The 16,918-nt window shown below is 38.3% G+C and carries 13 protein-coding genes; 8 read left to right on the top strand and 5 right to left on the bottom strand.

Going from position 1 to position 16,918, the window contains the following annotated elements; all coding sequences use genetic code 11:
* Positions 1–10: 10 nt before the first annotated feature.
* From BUA71_RS12730 to bshA, 4 genes are all read left to right on the top strand, one after another.
* Positions 11–802: a (Fe-S)-binding protein gene (locus BUA71_RS12730; RefSeq protein WP_072880373.1), complete on the top strand. Its 792-nt coding sequence runs from the start codon at positions 11–13 to the stop codon at positions 800–802.
* Between the two features lie 159 nt (positions 803–961).
* Positions 962–1,447 carry an ABC transporter ATPase gene (locus tag BUA71_RS12725; protein ID WP_072880371.1) on the top strand — a complete coding sequence of 162 codons (486 nt, stop codon included), beginning with the start codon at positions 962–964 and terminating at the stop codon, positions 1,445–1,447.
* A complete protein-coding gene (locus BUA71_RS12720) occupies positions 1,447–4,371 on the top strand; it encodes a serine hydrolase domain-containing protein (protein WP_072880369.1) in 2,925 nt (974 codons plus the stop codon). The genes BUA71_RS12725 and BUA71_RS12720 overlap by 1 nt, the downstream gene beginning before the upstream one ends.
* A 56-nt stretch (positions 4,372–4,427) precedes the next feature.
* Positions 4,428–5,573 carry an N-acetyl-alpha-D-glucosaminyl L-malate synthase BshA gene (gene bshA / locus BUA71_RS12715; RefSeq protein WP_072880367.1) on the top strand — a complete coding sequence of 382 codons (1,146 nt, stop codon included), beginning with the start codon at positions 4,428–4,430 and terminating at the stop codon, positions 5,571–5,573.
* 86 nt (positions 5,574–5,659) lie between these two features.
* Here the strand turns inward: bshA and BUA71_RS12710 are convergent, their stop codons facing one another.
* A complete protein-coding gene (locus BUA71_RS12710; RefSeq protein ID WP_072880365.1) occupies positions 5,660–6,157 on the bottom strand; it encodes a hypothetical protein in 498 nt (165 codons plus the stop codon).
* Positions 6,158–6,296: 139 nt separating this feature from the next.
* Here BUA71_RS12710 and BUA71_RS12705 point away from each other — a divergent pair, with 139 nt between their 5' ends.
* From BUA71_RS12705 to BUA71_RS12695, 3 genes are all read left to right on the top strand, one after another.
* The gene (locus tag BUA71_RS12705; RefSeq protein ID WP_072880363.1) at positions 6,297–9,215 is read left to right on the top strand and encodes an FAD-binding and (Fe-S)-binding domain-containing protein; all 2,919 of its coding nucleotides are present in this window, start codon (positions 6,297–6,299) and stop codon (positions 9,213–9,215) included.
* Between the two features lie 158 nt (positions 9,216–9,373).
* A complete protein-coding gene (gene aroC / locus BUA71_RS12700) occupies positions 9,374–10,438 on the top strand; it encodes a chorismate synthase (RefSeq protein WP_072880361.1) in 1,065 nt (354 codons plus the stop codon).
* Positions 10,439–10,468: 30 nt separating this feature from the next.
* Positions 10,469–11,812, top strand: a complete 1,344-nt coding sequence (locus BUA71_RS12695; protein WP_072880359.1) for a dicarboxylate/amino acid:cation symporter — start codon at positions 10,469–10,471, stop codon at positions 11,810–11,812.
* A gap of 126 nt (positions 11,813–11,938) precedes the next feature.
* On the opposite strand, the gene BUA71_RS12690 is transcribed toward BUA71_RS12695, so the two are convergent.
* A complete protein-coding gene (locus BUA71_RS12690; RefSeq protein WP_072880357.1) occupies positions 11,939–12,352 on the bottom strand; it encodes a thiol-disulfide oxidoreductase DCC family protein in 414 nt (137 codons plus the stop codon).
* A 94-nt stretch (positions 12,353–12,446) separates the two neighbouring features.
* Positions 12,447–14,636, bottom strand: a complete 2,190-nt coding sequence (locus BUA71_RS12685) for an endonuclease MutS2 (RefSeq protein WP_072880355.1) — start codon at positions 14,634–14,636, stop codon at positions 12,447–12,449.
* Between the two features lie 135 nt (positions 14,637–14,771).
* On the opposite strand from BUA71_RS12685, the gene BUA71_RS12680 reads away from it, so the two are divergent.
* On the top strand, positions 14,772–15,437 hold the full coding sequence (locus BUA71_RS12680; protein ID WP_072880353.1) for a uracil-DNA glycosylase: 666 nt from the start codon (positions 14,772–14,774) through the stop codon (positions 15,435–15,437).
* Positions 15,438–15,441: 4 nt separating this feature from the next.
* Here the strand turns inward: BUA71_RS12680 and BUA71_RS12675 are convergent, their stop codons facing one another.
* Both BUA71_RS12675 and BUA71_RS12670 read right to left on the bottom strand, forming a co-directional pair.
* Entirely contained in the window at positions 15,442–16,005 is a 564-nt protein-coding gene (locus tag BUA71_RS12675) for a hypothetical protein (RefSeq protein ID WP_072880351.1), read from the bottom strand.
* A 26-nt stretch (positions 16,006–16,031) separates the two neighbouring features.
* On the bottom strand, positions 16,032–16,886 hold the full coding sequence (locus BUA71_RS12670) for a substrate-binding domain-containing protein (RefSeq protein ID WP_072880349.1): 855 nt from the start codon (positions 16,884–16,886) through the stop codon (positions 16,032–16,034).
* Between the last annotated feature and the right edge of the window lie 32 nt (positions 16,887–16,918).

Genomic DNA, 16,918 nt, shown 5'->3' with positions numbered 1-16,918 from the left:
GATATAGATTATGGCAGAAGCATTAAAAGTACCTACTATGGCCGAATATATGGCTCAAGGCAAAAAACCCGAAGTCTTATTTTGGGTAGGTTGTGCCGGTAGTTTTGATGATAGGGCAAAAAAAATCACCAAAGCTTTTGTGAAATTGTTACATAACGCAAAAGTTGATTTTGCCGTTTTAGGTACCGAAGAAAGTTGTACCGGGGATCCTGCTAAACGTGCCGGGAATGAATTTTTGTTCCAAATGCAGGCCGTTACAAATATTGAAGTTCTAAACGGCTATGAAATAAAAAAAATCGTTACCGCCTGCCCACATTGTTTCAATACCATAAAAAATGAATATCCGGGACTTGGTGGAAATTATGAAGTTCTACACCATACGCAATTCCTCAAATCCCTTTTGGCCGAAGGAAGGTTAAAGGTTGAAGGCGGGAAATTTAAAGGAAAACGTATCACTTTTCACGATCCTTGTTATTTAGGCAGGGGTAACGGAGAATATGAAGCTCCGCGCGACTTGCTTAGAAAACTTGAAGTTGAACTGCTGGAAATGCGTAACTGCAAAGAGAAAGGCATGTGTTGCGGTGCCGGGGGAGCGCAGATGTTTAAAGAACCAGAGCCGGGAAATAAAGACGTGAATATAGAACGTACCGAGCAGGCAATGGAAGTAAAACCGGAAGTGATTGCTGCGGGTTGTCCTTTCTGTAACACTATGATGACCGACGGTGTTAAAGGAAAAAATAAAGAAGATAGTGTGGAAGTGATGGACGTAGCAGAACTTATTGCAAACGCACAGGATCTTTAATTGGTTTAAAATTTCAGGTTCAAAGTTCAAGGTTTGAATCTCCAAACCCTAAACACCAAACACCAAACATCAAACTATCCCAGAAACGTTAAATGCCATAACTATATTGGCGACAGCAATTATATGATTTAGTTTTGTAGTTAACTTATTTAGCGAATTATGTTAGTACCTTTTAAAGATTTGCCCGATAATGCGCGGGTATGGATATACCAGGCCAATCGTTCATTTACCGAAGCAGAACTGGAAGAGTTAAAATCTCGTTTAGATGAATTTGTTACGCAATGGACAGTGCATGGAAGTGATCTCCAGGCCGGTTATGTAATAAAATACAAACGTTTTATTGTGCTTGGTCTCGATCAAAATGTGAATGCGGCCAGTGGTTGTTCTATAGATGCCTCGGTGCATTTTATCCAACAACTGGAGAAAGATTATAATGTAGATCTTTTGGATAAAATGAATGTATCTTATAAGCAAGGAGAGTTTATCGCTTATAAAACCCTTTCAGATTTTAGGAAAATGGCTAAAAACAGGTCAGTTTCCTCAAAAACTATCGTTTTTAATAATTTGGTAAATAATAAAGCTGAATTTCTTTCAGATTGGGAGGTTCCTGCTGCTGAAAGTTGGCACAAGCGTTTTATTAGTTGATGAAAATTTTCCCCGCTCCGAAAATCCTTATCTTAACCCTTTTATTATTTTCTGTTTCCAGGCTTGCGTCCCAAACTAATCCTTTGGTAACCCAAGATGCCAAAAAACAGGAGAAATGGGTGGATAGTATTTACGACAACTTAAACTTAAAGGAAAAAGTAGGCCAGTTGTTTATGACCAGTCTTGCTTCAAAAGCAGATGCTTCAGTCATTGCAAAAACTAAAAAGTTTATTTCCGAAGAAAAAATTGGTGGAGTAATATTCTCTAAAGGAGGCCCCGGGCGGCAGGCTAAATTAACCAACGAACTTCAGGTATTATCAGAAATTCCATTGCTTATTGGTATGGATGCCGAGTGGGGTTTGTCCATGCGTCTCGATTCTACATTTGCACTGCCCTGGAATATGACCCTTGGTGCGATTCAAAATAATAAATTAATTGAAGAAGCCGGTGCTACGATTTCCAGGCACACCAAAAGATTGGGGGTTCATATTAATTTCGCACCGGTTGTAGATATCAATACTAACCCTAAAAATCCTATAATTGGTAATCGTTCTTTTGGAGAAAATAAAATTAATGTAGCCAAAAAATCCCTGGCTTTTATGCAGGGAATGCAGCGGGAGAATGTTTTGGCTAGTGCGAAACACTTTCCCGGTCATGGAGATACCGACACAGATTCCCACAAAAGTTTGCCTACCATTCCATTTTCCAGGCAACGTATAGATAGTTTAGAGCTTTATCCTTATTATCCATTAATCAATAAAGGCCTACGCAGTATCATGGTGGGACATTTAAATGTTCCCGCACTTCAGGAAAGAAGAGGAGTCCCGGCCTCACTTTCAAGAGCGGTGGTTACCAATTTGTTGAAAGAAAAGATGCGGTTTAAAGGACTAATTTTTACCGACGCCCTGGCCATGAAAGGGGTAACTGGAAACACTGAGCCCGGCGACGCCTCCCTTAGGGCTTTTTTAGCCGGAAATGATGTGCTTTTAATGCCCGCCGAGGTGCAAATTGCCTCACAGGTGCTTATAGATGCCTATCATAACAATATAATTTCTGAGGAAAGGCTGCAACATTCGGTAAAAAAAATATTGCAAGCTAAATATAAAGCCGGCTTAAATAGATTAAAACCTGTACACAGAAACTTCCTGTCAGAAGAGTTACATACAGTTCGTGATAGCGTTTTACTGAACAATCTTTTTGAAAACGCTCAAACGCTTATTAAAAACAATAAAGGCTTATTACCAATTAAAAATTTGGAGCAAAAGATTGCTTATGTAAATTTTGGAAATGCAGATGGAAGTCCGTTTTTAAAAGAATTAAGAAGTTACGCAAATGTAGATTGGGTAAGTGCTATAAAGCTTTCCCAGTTACTTGAGAAATTAAAAGAATATGACCTGGTAATAGTAGGTTTTCACAAACCCGATGAGAATCCCTGGGCTAATTATCGGTTTTCTATTGCCGAGTTGCATTGGCTACAACAAATCTCACAACAAAATAAAACTGTTTTAAATCTATTTGCCAGCCCTTATGCTTTAAGGGATGTAAGTGGAATTACCGAGCTTGAAAGTATTTTAGTGAGCTATCAAAACAATACAATAGCACAGAAAAAAGCAGCGCAAATGCTTTTTGGAGCTATCCAGGCCAGGGGGAAACTACCGGTAAGTATTGGTGATAATTTCCCGGAAGGAACTGGCTACCTCACAAAAAATCTAAACCGGTTGGCTTATGGTTTACCGGAAAGCGTTGGACTTAATTCTTATAAACTGCGAAAAATAGATAGTATAATTAACGCAGCTATAAAAGATAAAATGACACCTGGTGCACAAATTTTGGTGGCCAGAAAGGGAAAAATTATTTACAACAAGAATTTTGGGTATCACACTTATGCGAAAAAAAATCCGGTAAGGGATACCTCTGTTTACGATCTGGCCAGTTTAACCAAGATTTTGGCAACTTTGCCCCTGGTTATGGAATTGGAGGAAAAAAATGTGCTGTCTTTCGATTCAAGGTTAGGAGAACTTATGCCGGTTTTTCGAGGTTCGAACAAAGCGAATCTAAGATTACAGGATATGCTTATGCATTATGCCCGGTTGGCACCGTGGATCCCTTTTCATATTAGTACGATAGACTCTGAAACAAAAAAACTATCTAAGGATTATATTAGGAAAACCCCTTCAGACTCATTCAATACCAGGGTTGCTAATAAAATGTATTTGCGCAGCGATTTTAAAGATTCTATTATTAATACTATCAAAGAAAGTAAACTGCGGAGTAAGAAAGAATATAGATATAGTGATCTTCCCTTTTATATCATGAAGTACTATCTCGAATCTTTTTATGGAAATACTTTAAATAATCTTACCCAGGAAAAAATTTATAAATCTCTTGGTGCAAATCATACTTCATATTTACCGGAATCCCGCTTTCCACTAGAGCAAATTGTTCCTACAGAAGTCGATAAATTTTGGAGAGGGCAATTGGTACAGGGGACTGTTCACGATCAGGGAGCGGCTTTGCAGGGCGGTATTGGTGGGCATGCAGGATTGTTTAGCAATGCGGGCGATGTGGCAAAAATAATGCAGCTCTACCTTAATGGTGGTTATTATGGAGGTACCCGGTATTTAAAAGAAAGTACCGTAGATAAGTTCAACACCTGTTATTATTGTGATGAAAATGTAAGGCGGGGCGTTGGTTTCGACAAACCCCAACTGGGAACTGCCGGTCCTACCTGTAATTGTCTTTCTATGAAAAGCTTTGGCCATAGCGGCTTCACAGGGACATTTGCCTGGGCAGACCCCGAAGAAGAAATTGTTTATGTATTTTTGTCTAATCGAACTTTTCCAGATGCCACCAACCGGAAGCTCATTACGGAAAGTATTAGAACAAAAATACAACAGGTTATTTATGATGCTATAGATTTTTAAAAGAGACTCAAAAGCGTTTAGCACCTGCTTAATACTACAGTTTAAAACTAATTTTAATGAAAATAGCCATTGTTTGTTATCCTACATTTGGTGGGAGCGGAGTAGTTGCTACAGAGTTGGGGCTTGCCCTGGCCAAACGTGGTCACGAAATACATTTTGTAACCTATAGCCAGCCGGTGCGCTTAGATCAGCTTTCTGGAAATGTACGTTTTCACGAAGTCCACGTGCCAGAATATCCTCTCTTTCACTATCAGCCCTATGAATTGGCCTTGAGTAGTAAATTAGTAAACGTAGTCAAACAATTTAAGATAGAACTTTTACACGTTCACTATGCCATTCCTCACGCTTATGCCGGTTATATGGCCAAAAAAATGTTAGCTGAAGAAGGCTATAAACTCCCCATGGTCACAACCCTGCACGGGACAGATATTACCCTGGTTGGTAATCACCCGTTTTACAAACCGGCCGTGACTTTTAGTATAAACAACAGCGATGTAGTGACTTCGGTTTCTAAAAGCTTAAAAGAAGATACTTTAAAATCTTTTAAGATTAAGAAAAACATTGAAGTAATTCCCAACTTTATAGATTGTAGTAAGTATGATGAAAAAGAATTTACCGATTGCCAGAGGGAGATGATGGCCGAGCATGAGGAAAAGATTATCACACATATTAGTAATTTTAGAAAAGTAAAGCGAATAGATGATGTAATAAAAGTTTTCTATGAAATACAGAAAAAAGTTGATGCTAAATTAATGATGGTTGGCGAAGGCCCCGAAAAAGCTATGGCTGAAGATTTGGTTGATGAATTAAATATTACTAATAAGGTTATGTTCCTGGGGCAAAGTCACGAGATTGATAAAATTTTGTGTTTTTCAGACCTGTTTTTATTGCCTTCGGAAAAAGAGAGTTTTGGTCTTTCTGCCCTGGAAGCTATGGTTAATGAGGTAGCCATAATTTCTACGAATACCGGTGGCTTGCCCGAGGTAAATATTCACGGGGTTTCTGGTTATTTAAGCAATGTTGAGGATGTTCAGGATATGGCAAATAATGCCATTAGAATTTTAGAAAATGAAGAAAACCTGGAGAAATTTAAAGCCAATGCTAAAAAAGTAGCCGCTAAATTCGATTTAGAAAATGTGCTGCCTTTCTATGAAGAAATTTATGAGAAAGCTTTAAACGCTGCTAATTTAAGTTTAAAGTAAGTGCTATAAGCGTTGCTTGTAGTCAAAATTAATAATAAAAAAGGGTCGGCTAAACCGTCCCTTTTTTATTATTAAACTATAATTCTTTAGAATTGATATCTTACTCCAAGCGCAATATCTGGAGCGAATTCATTCAAGACATCGTTGTCACTAAAGAAACCAAATTCTGGTCTAAAGTCTAGCGATAACATTAATGGGATATCAAAACTATATTCAATACCAATATCACCGGCTACAAATAAATAAGTACCATCGTCGTCGTCATAATAATCTTCGGCATTAACACTTAATAGTCCGGCGCCTACACCAGCATACCAGTTAAAGCCACCTTCAATATTCCAAACCCATTGATATAATCCAGTAAGTTTAACCGCATCGAAATCGCTATTATTTCGCCATCCAAAATCCACTTCCAGACGGTTGTTGTCCATTCCCAGCGCTCTTTGGTAGGAAACCTCGGCTCCTACACCATCACCGCCACCAAATCTTAACCCCAAAGCATTATCTGAAATAGTTTGAGCTTCTGCCTGATTATAAAGTCCGGCGCCGATCACAAAAGCGGCAAGTAAAAACAGTTTTTTCATCTTTGATTTTTTATGTGTTAGTGTCGCAAATTTAGATGTTAAAATTTATCTTAAAACCCTTGTTGAGCCAATCTATTGTTAATATTCTTTAAAAATCTGTTAAGTCTATTCTGTAAAATTCTTTAACTTTAGCCATATTATGAAAGAGAAACTTAGGCATTTTGCACAAGAGCTTGAGGGCCAATTATATGACGATAAATTGTGGCGGTCTATTTTTGCCACAGACGCTTCCGTTTATCGTGAAATACCCTTAGCCGTTTGTTATCCCAGGAATAACGAAGATTTAAAAAAACTTATTCATTTTGCTAAAAAGAATAACACATCTTTAATCCCCAGGACCGCAGGAACTTCTCTCGCCGGCCAGTGTGTGGGAGATGGTATTGTGGTAGATGTCTCCAAACACTTTACCAATATCGTCGCTATAAATGAGCAGGAAAAAACGGTAACACTTCAACCGGGCGTTATTCGCGATGATCTTAACCGTATATTAAAGGAATGCGGTTTATTTTTTGGTCCTAACACATCTACATCTAATAGATGTATGATTGGCGGAATGGTAGGAAATAATTCCAGCGGAACAACCTCTATTAAATATGGTACAACTCGCGAAAAGTTAGTTTCATTAAAAACGATATTAAGCGATGGGAATGAAGCTGAATTTAAAGATATTTCTGCGGAAGAATTTCAGCAAAAACTGAAATTAGAGAATCTGGAAGGAGATATTTACAGAAGTATTAATAAACATCTTTCTTCCGAAGAAAATAAAAAAGAACTCATTGATAAGTTTCCTCCCAGAAGTCTGCATCGCAGAAATACCGGGTACGCTATAGATGAGCTTATTTATACCAATGTTTTTTCTGAAGCTGAAAAAGAACCTTTAAACCTGTGTAAACTATTGTGTGGAAGTGAAGGTACTTTAGCGTTTACCACAGAGATCACGTTGAAGCTAGACGACTTGCAACCCCCGGAAGCAGCAATGATCGCAGCACATTTCACCAGTATTGAAGATTGCATGCAAGCCGTGGTGCCGGTTATGGAACATTCGCTTTACACCTGTGAAATGATGGATAAAACTATCTTAGATTGTACCAAACAAAACTTAAAATATAAAGAAAACCGTTTTTTTATAGAAGGAGACCCTAAAGCCATATTGATGCTTGAGATTCGTGCAAATACACAGCAGGAAGTTCAAAAACAGAGCAAAGCAGTTTTGGAAACTTTAAAAGCTTCCGGGCATAGTTATGCCTTTCCGGTTTTAATGGGCGAACAGATTGAGCTGGCTATGGAATTGCGCAAAGCCGGTCTGGGCTTACTGGGGAATATTATTGGCGATAAAAAAGCAGTGGCTTGTATTGAAGACACCGCAGTGGCAATAGAATACCTTGCAGATTATATTTCCGAATTTGCCGAAATAATGAAAGATTATGGGCAGGATGCGGTTTATTACGCACACGCCGGTGCCGGCGAATTGCATTTACGTCCCATTCTAAACCTTAAAAAATCTGAAGATGTAAAACTCTTTAGGGAAATTACCACCGCTGTAGCTAAACTGGTAAAAAAATATAATGGTTCCTTAAGTGGCGAACACGGTGACGGAAGGGTTCGGGCCGAATTCATCGAGATGATGATTGGCCCAAAGAATTATGGGATTTTAAGAGATATAAAATATACTTTTGATCCTCATAATATTTTCAATCCAGGCAAGATTACAGATACTGCGCCTATGGACACATCGTTGCGGTATGAAACAGATAGGAAAGAACCACAGGTTGAAACCTTAATGGATTTCTCGGAATCAGAAGGGATTCTTAAACTTGCTGAAAAATGTAACGGAAGTGGAGATTGCCGTAAATCTGCCGAAGCAGGTGGAACCATGTGTCCCAGCTTTAGGGCTACAAAAGATGAAAAAGATACGACGCGTGCTCGTGCCAATGCTTTGCGGGAATTTTTAACCAATTCAGATAAAGCTAACAAATTTGATAATGAAGAGCTTAAAGAGGTTTTCGATTTATGTATTAGCTGTAAGGGTTGTAAAAGTGAATGCCCTTCTAGTGTAGATGTCGCAGCTTTAAAAGCAGAATTTCAATATCAATACCAAAAATCAAACGGAAAATCCCTGCGGAATAAAGGTTTTGCTCATAATGGTAAAATGAACCGTTTGGCTTCTAAAGTTCCCGGAGTTGCTAACTTCTTTTTTAAAAACTCCCTGACTTCAGGGATTGCTAAGAAAGTTATGGGCGTAGCACCTAAGCGCAACTTGCCAACCCTGGCAAAACAAAGTCTGGGCGCTTATTACCAAAAGAATCAAAAACGTTTTCAGCTGGAAAAACCTATTAAAACTATTTATTTCTTTAATGATGAGTTCACTAATTTTTTGGACGCAGAAATGGGTATTGACGCTTTAGAGTTGTTGCACGAACTAAATTATCGCGTAGAGTTTGTAAAACACGAAGAAAGCGGTAGAAGCCATATTTCTAAGGGATTTCTGGAAGAAGCGAAAGTACTTGCCAATAAAAACATTGGAATTTTTAAAGATATAATCTCTAAAGAAGCCCCATTAATAGGCACAGAGCCTTCAGCAATACTTACTTTTAGGGATGAATATTTACGTTTGGCCAATAATAAAACAGATGCGGAAAACCTGGCGAAAAATTGCTTTTTGATTGAAGAATTTCTCAAAAAAGAAATAGCTTTAGGCAATATTAAAGCGCAGCAGTTTACTTCAGCAAAAAAAGATATAAAAATACATGGGCACTGTCACCAAAAAGCATTGTCTAACATCTCGCATACATTCGATATTTTAAACCTTCCGCAGCACTTTAAAGTGACCATAATTCCTTCCGGTTGTTGCGGGATGGCAGGTTCTTTTGGTTATGAAAAAGAACATTATGATATTAGTATGAATATTGGCGAGCAAACACTTTTTCCGGCGGTAAGAAAAACCCCTGAAGAAACGGTGATCTCGGCCAACGGAACAAGTTGCAGGCATCAAATTTATGATGGTACAAAGCGAGTTTCAAAGCATCCCGTGAGTATTTTAAGGGAGGCGCTTGTTTAGCTGAGCTTATTATTTTAAAAAAACAGGTATAGGATTTACGAATATTTCAGGATAAAATTATCCTGATGCTCAAAAATTGAAATTAATTTAAAATTTTTAAGTGAATATAGATTTTTAAATATTCCCTGAAAAAATTACATTTGTTTAAAATCATAAAAATGGCAGGAAATTCCTTCGGAAAATTATTTAAACTTACCACCTTTGGAGAGTCTCACGGGCAGGCAATTGGAGGGATAATAGATGGGTGTCCCGCGGGCATTCAACTTGATTTGGAAAAGATACAAACCGAATTAAATAGAAGAAAACCGGGACAATCGGCAATTGTTACCCAGCGAAAAGAACCAGATACGGTAGAATTTCACTCTGGTATTTTTGAAGGAATGACTACGGGAACACCTATGGGCTTTGTGATAAAGAATGCCAATCAAAAATCAAAAGATTACTCACATATAAAGGATACTTACCGTCCCAGTCACGCCGATTATACTTATGATGAAAAGTATGGCGTACGCGATTATCGCGGCGGAGGAAGGTCTTCGGCTCGAGAAACTGCCTGTAGGGTAGTGGCAGGAGCCGTAGCCAAACAATTTTTAAAAGAAATCCAATTTAATGCCTATACTGCCTCAGTTGGGGAAATTGAATTGGAAACAGCTATAAAAGATCTTGATTTTGATCTCATAGAAACAAATCCCGTGCGCTGTCCAGATGCGGCTTCTGCAGAAAAAATGGAAGCCTATATTAAGCAAATTAGAAAAGAAGGGGATACCGTAGGCGGAACCGTGCAGTGTGTAATTAGAAATATGCCAAAAGGCCTGGGAGAACCGGTTTTCGATAAATTACACGCTGAATTGGGAAAAGCAATGCTTTCTATAAACGCTGTAAAAGGTTTTGAATACGGTAGCGGTTTTGGTGGTACCAAAATGAAAGGTAGCCAACACAACGATCTTTTTAATGAAGACGGCACAACCAAAACCAATCTAAGTGGCGGCATTCAGGGAGGGATTTCTAACGGTATGGATATTTATTTTAATGTGGCTTTTAAGCCGGTTGCAACCATTATGCAAAAACAGGATACCATAAATAAACAGGGCGAGAATGTAGAAATGGAAGGAAAAGGAAGACACGACCCTTGTGTGGTACCACGCGCGGTCCCCATTGTAGAAGCAATGGCCGCATTGGTGATTGCCGATTACTTACTTCAGAATAAAACAGCAAAAATATAAGTAACTACAAAGAAGCAGAAACATTATAATATGAAAAAACTTGCACTGCATTGGCAGATTTTATTGGGAATGGCCGCCGGGGTTATTTTTGCCCTTATCCTGACAAATTTTACCTGGGGAGCCGATTTTATTGACGATTGGATTAAACCTTTTGGTAATATTTTTATAAGCGCCCTTAAATTAATTGCAGTGCCTTTAATCCTGGCTTCTCTTATTAAAGGAATTTCAGATCTTAAAGATATTTCCAAGCTCTCTAAAATGGGATATCGAACTATAGGAGCTTATATTTTTACCACGATCGTTGCGGTATCTATTGGCTTACTTATGGTGAATCTCGTGAAACCGGGTAATGCAATATCTGCAGAAACCCAACAAGATCTTATTTCCAGTTATGAGGGCGATGCCTCGGGTATTAAAGCTGATGCCGATAAACAACGTGAAACAGGACCTTTACAAGCTCTTGAAGATCTTGTGCCCGATAATATTTTTGCCGCTGCCGGTGACAACGCCAATATGTTACAGGTTATTTTCTTTGCTATTTTCTTTGGAATAGGCCTTATTCTAATTCCTGAAAAAACGGCCAAACCGGTTAAAGAATTCTTTGATGGTTTTAATGAAGTCATCCTCAAGATGATCGATATAATTATGCTAACTGCGCCTTATGGTGTGTTTGCACTATTAGCTGCTTTAGTGGTAGAATCACCTAGCACCGATCTTTTTGCAGCCCTGGCTTTATATGGTGGAACCGTACTTCTTGGTCTTGCACTTATGATAGGGTTTTATATCTTATTGGTTTGGGTCGTTACAAAAAACAAACCCACTTTCTTCATGAACGGGATTGCACCTGCCCAATTATTGGCGTTTTCAACCAGTTCTAGTGCTGCAACCCTGCCGGTAACTATGGAAAGGGTAGAGGAGCATATGGGGGTTCACAGCGAAGTAACAAGTTTTGTATTACCCATAGGAGCGACTATTAATATGGATGGAACAAGTTTGTACCAGGCTGTCGCAGCAGTATTTATCGCGCAGGCTTTTGGAATGGATCTAAGTATCGCAACACAATTGGGAATTATCGCTACAGCAACCCTGGCTTCTATAGGTTCTGCTGCAGTGCCGGGAGCAGGAATGGTGATGCTGGTTATTGTTTTGGCACAGGCGGGAATCCCTGAAGCCGGCCTGGCACTTATTTTTGCCGTTGACAGGCCTTTGGATATGTGTAGAACTATGGTTAATGTAACTGGAGACGCTGCTGTTTCGCTAATGGTTGCAAAATCTGTAGATAAAATGGGGCCTCCTAATGTTAAAAACTGGGACGACGATTATCATCCAGGAGGTGAAACTACAGTAAAAGAGGTAAAAGAAGAGAAGGCGTAATTCGAAGTTTTTACAATACCCGAAAATATTTATCTAAAGAATTGTGCTATTTTCTTAATACTTAAAGGCAAATGAACGAAGTCGCCGAATAGTAAAGAATTATATTTTGCAGAAGCCTGAAGGCGTTTAATCCAAAAATTTTGCTTTTAATTCTGGTGTGGGGATCATACAGCTTTCTTTTTTACCATACCATTTATACCGATTATTGGCGACAAAATTATAAACGCTGTCCCGTAAGCCTTCGGGAATAAAAAGAAAGTTTTTGAGTAGGGAATAGCCCCCAGAAAGTTCCCGTGAGATTTCTAAAGCAGCGGTGGATTTACGGTAATACGCTACCCCGGGTTCTATAAGCACAACGGAATCCAGATCGTTTGGATCTAAGTCGCGCTCTGCAACAAGCTTTTTACCCAGCTCACTTTGCAAAGAAGCAAAGCGAAACACATCTTTTTTATCGTGCTTAATCACAAAAGTAACCACATTATTACAGAGGTTGCAAACGCCATCAAAAAGAATGATTTTTTTGTTTTCAGGTAACTTCATTTTAACCTATTTATTTTTTTCAAGGCTTTGGTAAAGCATTGCAATATACTCTCATTTGCAATTCATCAAATTAACACATTATCCAATCACCACATCAACTTTTTTTCTTCATCGCCTGTACCAACTCCAGTTTATCTAAATCTACTTTTGTGGTAAACATACCGTAATTCACGGTAGCTTTTCCTTTTTCAATATCGTCTAAGGTACCTACAGAACGGCTATCTTCCAGGCGCACCCTATCACCAAGTTTTGGGATGGTTTTGGGTTTATTGGCTTTTTCTCGGTCTTCGGCCGAAGTTTTGGCTTTCTCTTCTTTTTTCTTTTTGCGAATTACCGCCACTTCTTTTTTAACTTCTTGCTGAACTTTCCTTTCTTTTTCCTTTTGAATCTTACGCTTTTTCGCCGATTCTTTTTTGCGCTTGGAGTTTTCTATTTCTACAAACTTTAAAAACTCCCCAATGAGTTCTTTTTTATTTTTATTGCTGAAGTATTTCTCACTTAGATCATTCAACTTTTGTCCCATATAAATAAGCCGCTGATTACTGTCATAAAGCTCCTGATAGTTTTCTAATTTCTCCTGAATTCGGCTATTGGTGGCTTCCAGTTTTTCTTTTTCGTTAGCAGCTTTTTGTTCTTTAGATTTTAAGGAATCTGTGGTTTTTTGCAGTTTAGAACGTTCTTTTTGCAATTTGGCAATACTGCGGTCAAACCTTATTTTTCCTTTTTCTACCTTTTTTCGGGAACGGTTTATCAAGCTGTAGGGGATACCATTTTTTTGAGCAACTTCAAAGGTAAAGGAACTTCCGGCTTCCCCAACCTGAAGTTTGAATATGGGTTCCAGGCTTTGAGAATCGAAAAGCATATTAGCGTTGCTCATATAAGCTGTCTCATTGGCCAACTTTTTTAAATTGGCGTAATGCGTGGTTAAAATACCAAAGGATTCTTTTTCGTAGAATACTTCCAAAAAAGTTTCAGCCAAAGCACCACCTAGCTCGGGGTCACTACCGGTACCGAATTCGTCAATTAGGAAGAGGGTTTTATTATCACACTTCCGAAGAAAATAATTCATGTTTTTAAGTCGGTAGCTGTAGGTACTTAAATGATTTTCTATAGATTGATTATCCCCAATATCGGTAAGTATTTTATCAAAAAGGCACATTCTACTATATTCGTGGACGGGAATTAAAATACCGCTTTGCAGCATAAGTTGTAGCAAACCAACAGTTTTCAAAGTAATACTTTTTCCGCCGGCATTGGGTCCAGAGATCACAATAATGCGGTTATTTTGTGTCAGCTCAATACTTTGCGGATAGGTTTTATCTCCTTTTTTTTTATTATTTAAATAAAGCAAGGGGTGATAGGCGTCTTTGAGCTGCATTTCCCGTTCGGTAGTGATTTTAGGAAGCAGGCCGTTAATCATTTCAGCATATTTTGCTTTGGCGGCAATTACATCTATCTCACAGAGCAATCTTTGATAATCGATTAAAAGCGGTTTAAAAGGTCTTATTTTATTGGTTAATTCTTTTAAAATCCGTTTTATTTCTTCTTTTTCCTCATATTCCAGGTTGTTAAGCTCACGGGTGTACTGGAAAGTGGCTTCGGGCTGAATATAAACGATACTTCCGGTTTTGGAATTTCCCAGAATCCCGCCTTTTACTTTACGGCGGTACATTGCTTTTACAGCTAAAACCCGCACATTTTCTACGACACTCTCTTTAATTTCATCTAAATATCCATAGGAATGATAGGTAGTAAGTGCTTTAGCAAAACTGGAATTGATCTGGCCCTTAACCGAATTTATAGAACGTCGCACCGATTGCAGCAGGGGAGTGGCATCGTCTTTTAACTCGCCAAATTTATTTATTACCCGTGCGATATTGTCTATAATTTCGGTGGTAAATTCTACTTGAGCAGTAGTTTCGTAAAGATTGGGATAATATTCTTTAAATTTCCTAAAAAACTTAATTTGTGTATTTACAGTTTCTGAAAGGCTAAAAATTTTCCTAAAGCTGCTCACTTCCAGGACAGCTTCTTCAATCTCCAGGGTGCGTAATTCAGATTTTATAGCATCAAATCCATGATTAGGAATTCGGCTTTCCCTGGTTTTTGAACTCACATATTCATTGGTTTGATCAAGTCCAAAAATGGTGCTTTTATAAGTTTTGTATGGTTGTATTTTTAATGCCTTCTCTTTCCCGGGCCCGGTAATGCACAAATCTGATATTTGTTGACATACGGTTGGAAATTCCAGGTCTGTAAGGCTCTTAGCTGTTATTTTAATCATAAAATTTCCCTACTTTTGAGGTGCTGCAAATTTACTCAATAAAATGAAACCATCTTGATGCTAAACGTGAAAATGGGCAGGTAGATGATTATATATTTGTGCTGAATTCTCAAATTGTGATTTAAATATAAATATATGAACGTGGCCATACACTCCAGCTGGAAAAAAGAACTAACAGACGAATTTGAAAGAGACTATTTTAAAGAACTCACAGCTTTTGTAAAAAAGGAATACACCGAATATACCTGCTTTCCTAAGGGTAGTAAAATCTTTGCTGCTTTTGATCACGCCAGTTTTCAGAATACGAAAGTGGTGATCTTGGGCCAGGATCCCTATCATGGTACCGGCCAGGCCAACGGACTTTCATTTTCGGTTAATGATGGGATTAGAACTCCGCCTTCCCTACAAAATATTTTTAGGGAAATTCAGGAAGATTTAGGGAAACCTATTCCGTCATCCGGTAATTTAGAGCGATGGGCTAATCAAGGGGTTTTATTGTTAAATGCTACGCTCACGGTTAGGGCGCATGAAGCGGGATCGCATCAAAAAAAGGGATGGGAAAAATTTACAGATCGTGTGATAGAGATTATTTCCGCAGAAAAAGAACATGTGGTTTTTATGTTGTGGGGAGGTTATGCAAAGCGAAAAAGCACTAAAATTGATGCCAGTAAACATTTAATTTTAACCAGCGGTCATCCCTCGCCTTTGAGTGCTAACCGTGGTTATTGGTTTGGAAATAAACATTTTAGTAAAGCAAACGAATATTTAGAGCAACATGGCAAACAACCTATCGATTGGTGATTTTTTAAAACCTGAAGCCCACATTTACATTAAATTGCCCTACAATAGTTGGGGAGCTGTCATTTAGTAGATTCCTACCAATCCCGGCGCCCAAATCGAGAAAAAAGCCGCCGGTGGATACAAATTTACCACCCAGGCCAAAACCAAGGGCGAAATCTGTATATCTTTCGTCTTCGTAGTAACCATTTCCGTTTGGGTCTGTCACGTAGCGATCTTCAAATTCACCGTTTGAGATCATACCAAAACCGTGTACATAGAAGCCACGAGCATAACGGTCGCCAAAAAAATATTTGTATTTCCCGGTAAGCGAAAAATCTTTATAAAAGGCATCGGCTACATCTTCACTATCGCGGTCTAAAGCCTGAATAAAAGTTTCTATTGCCCAGCTTGAATTTTCATTTATAATACGCTCATACGTGATATCTAAAGCCCCAAAAGCCACAATATTTAAGGCTCCAATACTCAATTCGTTTTGAGTAACATCCCTTTTGTCTGGGGAATTATCTAAATCCTGAGCAAAACTAAAAGTGGAAATAAAAAGGAAACTGAGTAGAAAGTAGTTTTTCATTAATTATAATTGAGGGATGAATTTGGCTACAAATTATAAATTAATTTAGAATTATGCTGTTTTTTTGAAATTAATTTAAGCGCTAATAATTTATCCTGAATTTTTTCTAATTCGGCTGTAGAGAGTTGTTCCTGGCTCCACTCTGTTATTGCTAACCATTGCTTAATGTCCTCTAATTTTTGATCATATTTTTCAGCCAATATTTCGGCAATATGGGGCAGGTCTTTAAAATCTTTTGTCTTATTATTAAGGACCTGCAACATTTTTTTGAGTCGGTCTTTTTCTGCGGTAATTGTATGGTTTCTTGCTGCGATTACAAAACAGGGCCAGGGTGTGGGACAATCTGCTACGCGTCTAAAAATCCTTTTATCTACCAATGGTTTTGTAGTAAAGTGCTCCCACATAAAATATTGTGCTTCGTCTTTTGATAATGCTTCAACGGCTCCATCCAGATTTTTAACGATTTCAAATTTTAGATCTTTTTGGGTATCCCATTGATGATTCTGCGCATTTATATAAGTCATAAGGTGGGAACCAGAACCTTCCCTACTAATTGCTGCCTTAGTATTCTTTAATTCTTCAACCGAATTAAAGTTAGAGTCGGCAGCTACGTGAATTCCCCAAATTAAAGGTGAACCTATGTAAGTTTGTATAATTTTAGTATTGGCATTTGCACTAATATCCTTTATCACTCCTTCGGTGAGTATCACGGCAACGTCTATCTCTCCCGTTTTTAAAGCCTTATTCATGGCGCCGGTGCCACCTGGAAAGTCCTTCCAGATTACGTTTACTCCTTCTTTCTCAAAAAGTTTTTCTTCTATACATAAATGCCAGGGCAGGTTAAAATGCTCTGGAACACCGCCTACTTTAATTGTTTTCATAAATTTTATATTTTAACTTTAAAAGACTGTCC

Origin of the sequence: Salegentibacter echinorum, assembly GCF_900129445.1 — a bacterium.
In the GTDB taxonomy this organism is placed as follows: Bacteria; Bacteroidota; Bacteroidia; order Flavobacteriales; family Flavobacteriaceae; genus Salegentibacter; species Salegentibacter echinorum.
Note: the sequence above shows the minus strand (reverse complement) of the source record. Positions and strands in the feature narration are given on the sequence as shown.

Bases quoted from the DNA above. Each gene is read 5' to 3' on its own strand.
- BUA71_RS12695 (WP_072880359.1), top strand. From the start codon at position 10,469: ATGAAAAAACTTGCACTGCATTGGCAGATTTTATTGGGAATGGCCGCC.
- BUA71_RS12670 (WP_072880349.1), bottom strand. From the start codon at position 16,886: ATGAAAACAATTAAAGTAGGCGGTGTTCCAGAGCATTTTAACCTGCCC.
- BUA71_RS12705 (WP_072880363.1), top strand. From the start codon at position 6,297: ATGAAAGAGAAACTTAGGCATTTTGCACAAGAGCTTGAGGGCCAATTA.
- aroC (WP_072880361.1), top strand. From the start codon at position 9,374: ATGGCAGGAAATTCCTTCGGAAAATTATTTAAACTTACCACCTTTGGA.
- BUA71_RS12680 (WP_072880353.1), top strand. From the start codon at position 14,772: ATGAACGTGGCCATACACTCCAGCTGGAAAAAAGAACTAACAGACGAA.
- BUA71_RS12675 (WP_072880351.1), bottom strand. From the start codon at position 16,005: ATGAAAAACTACTTTCTACTCAGTTTCCTTTTTATTTCCACTTTTAGT.
- BUA71_RS12725 (WP_072880371.1), top strand. From the start codon at position 962: ATGTTAGTACCTTTTAAAGATTTGCCCGATAATGCGCGGGTATGGATA.
- BUA71_RS12685 (WP_072880355.1), bottom strand. From the start codon at position 14,636: ATGATTAAAATAACAGCTAAGAGCCTTACAGACCTGGAATTTCCAACC.
- bshA (WP_072880367.1), top strand. From the start codon at position 4,428: ATGAAAATAGCCATTGTTTGTTATCCTACATTTGGTGGGAGCGGAGTA.
- BUA71_RS12730 (WP_072880373.1), top strand. From the start codon at position 11: ATGGCAGAAGCATTAAAAGTACCTACTATGGCCGAATATATGGCTCAA.
- BUA71_RS12690 (WP_072880357.1), bottom strand. From the start codon at position 12,352: ATGAAGTTACCTGAAAACAAAAAAATCATTCTTTTTGATGGCGTTTGC.
- BUA71_RS12710 (WP_072880365.1), bottom strand. From the start codon at position 6,157: ATGAAAAAACTGTTTTTACTTGCCGCTTTTGTGATCGGCGCCGGACTT.
- BUA71_RS12720 (WP_072880369.1), top strand. From the start codon at position 1,447: ATGAAAATTTTCCCCGCTCCGAAAATCCTTATCTTAACCCTTTTATTA.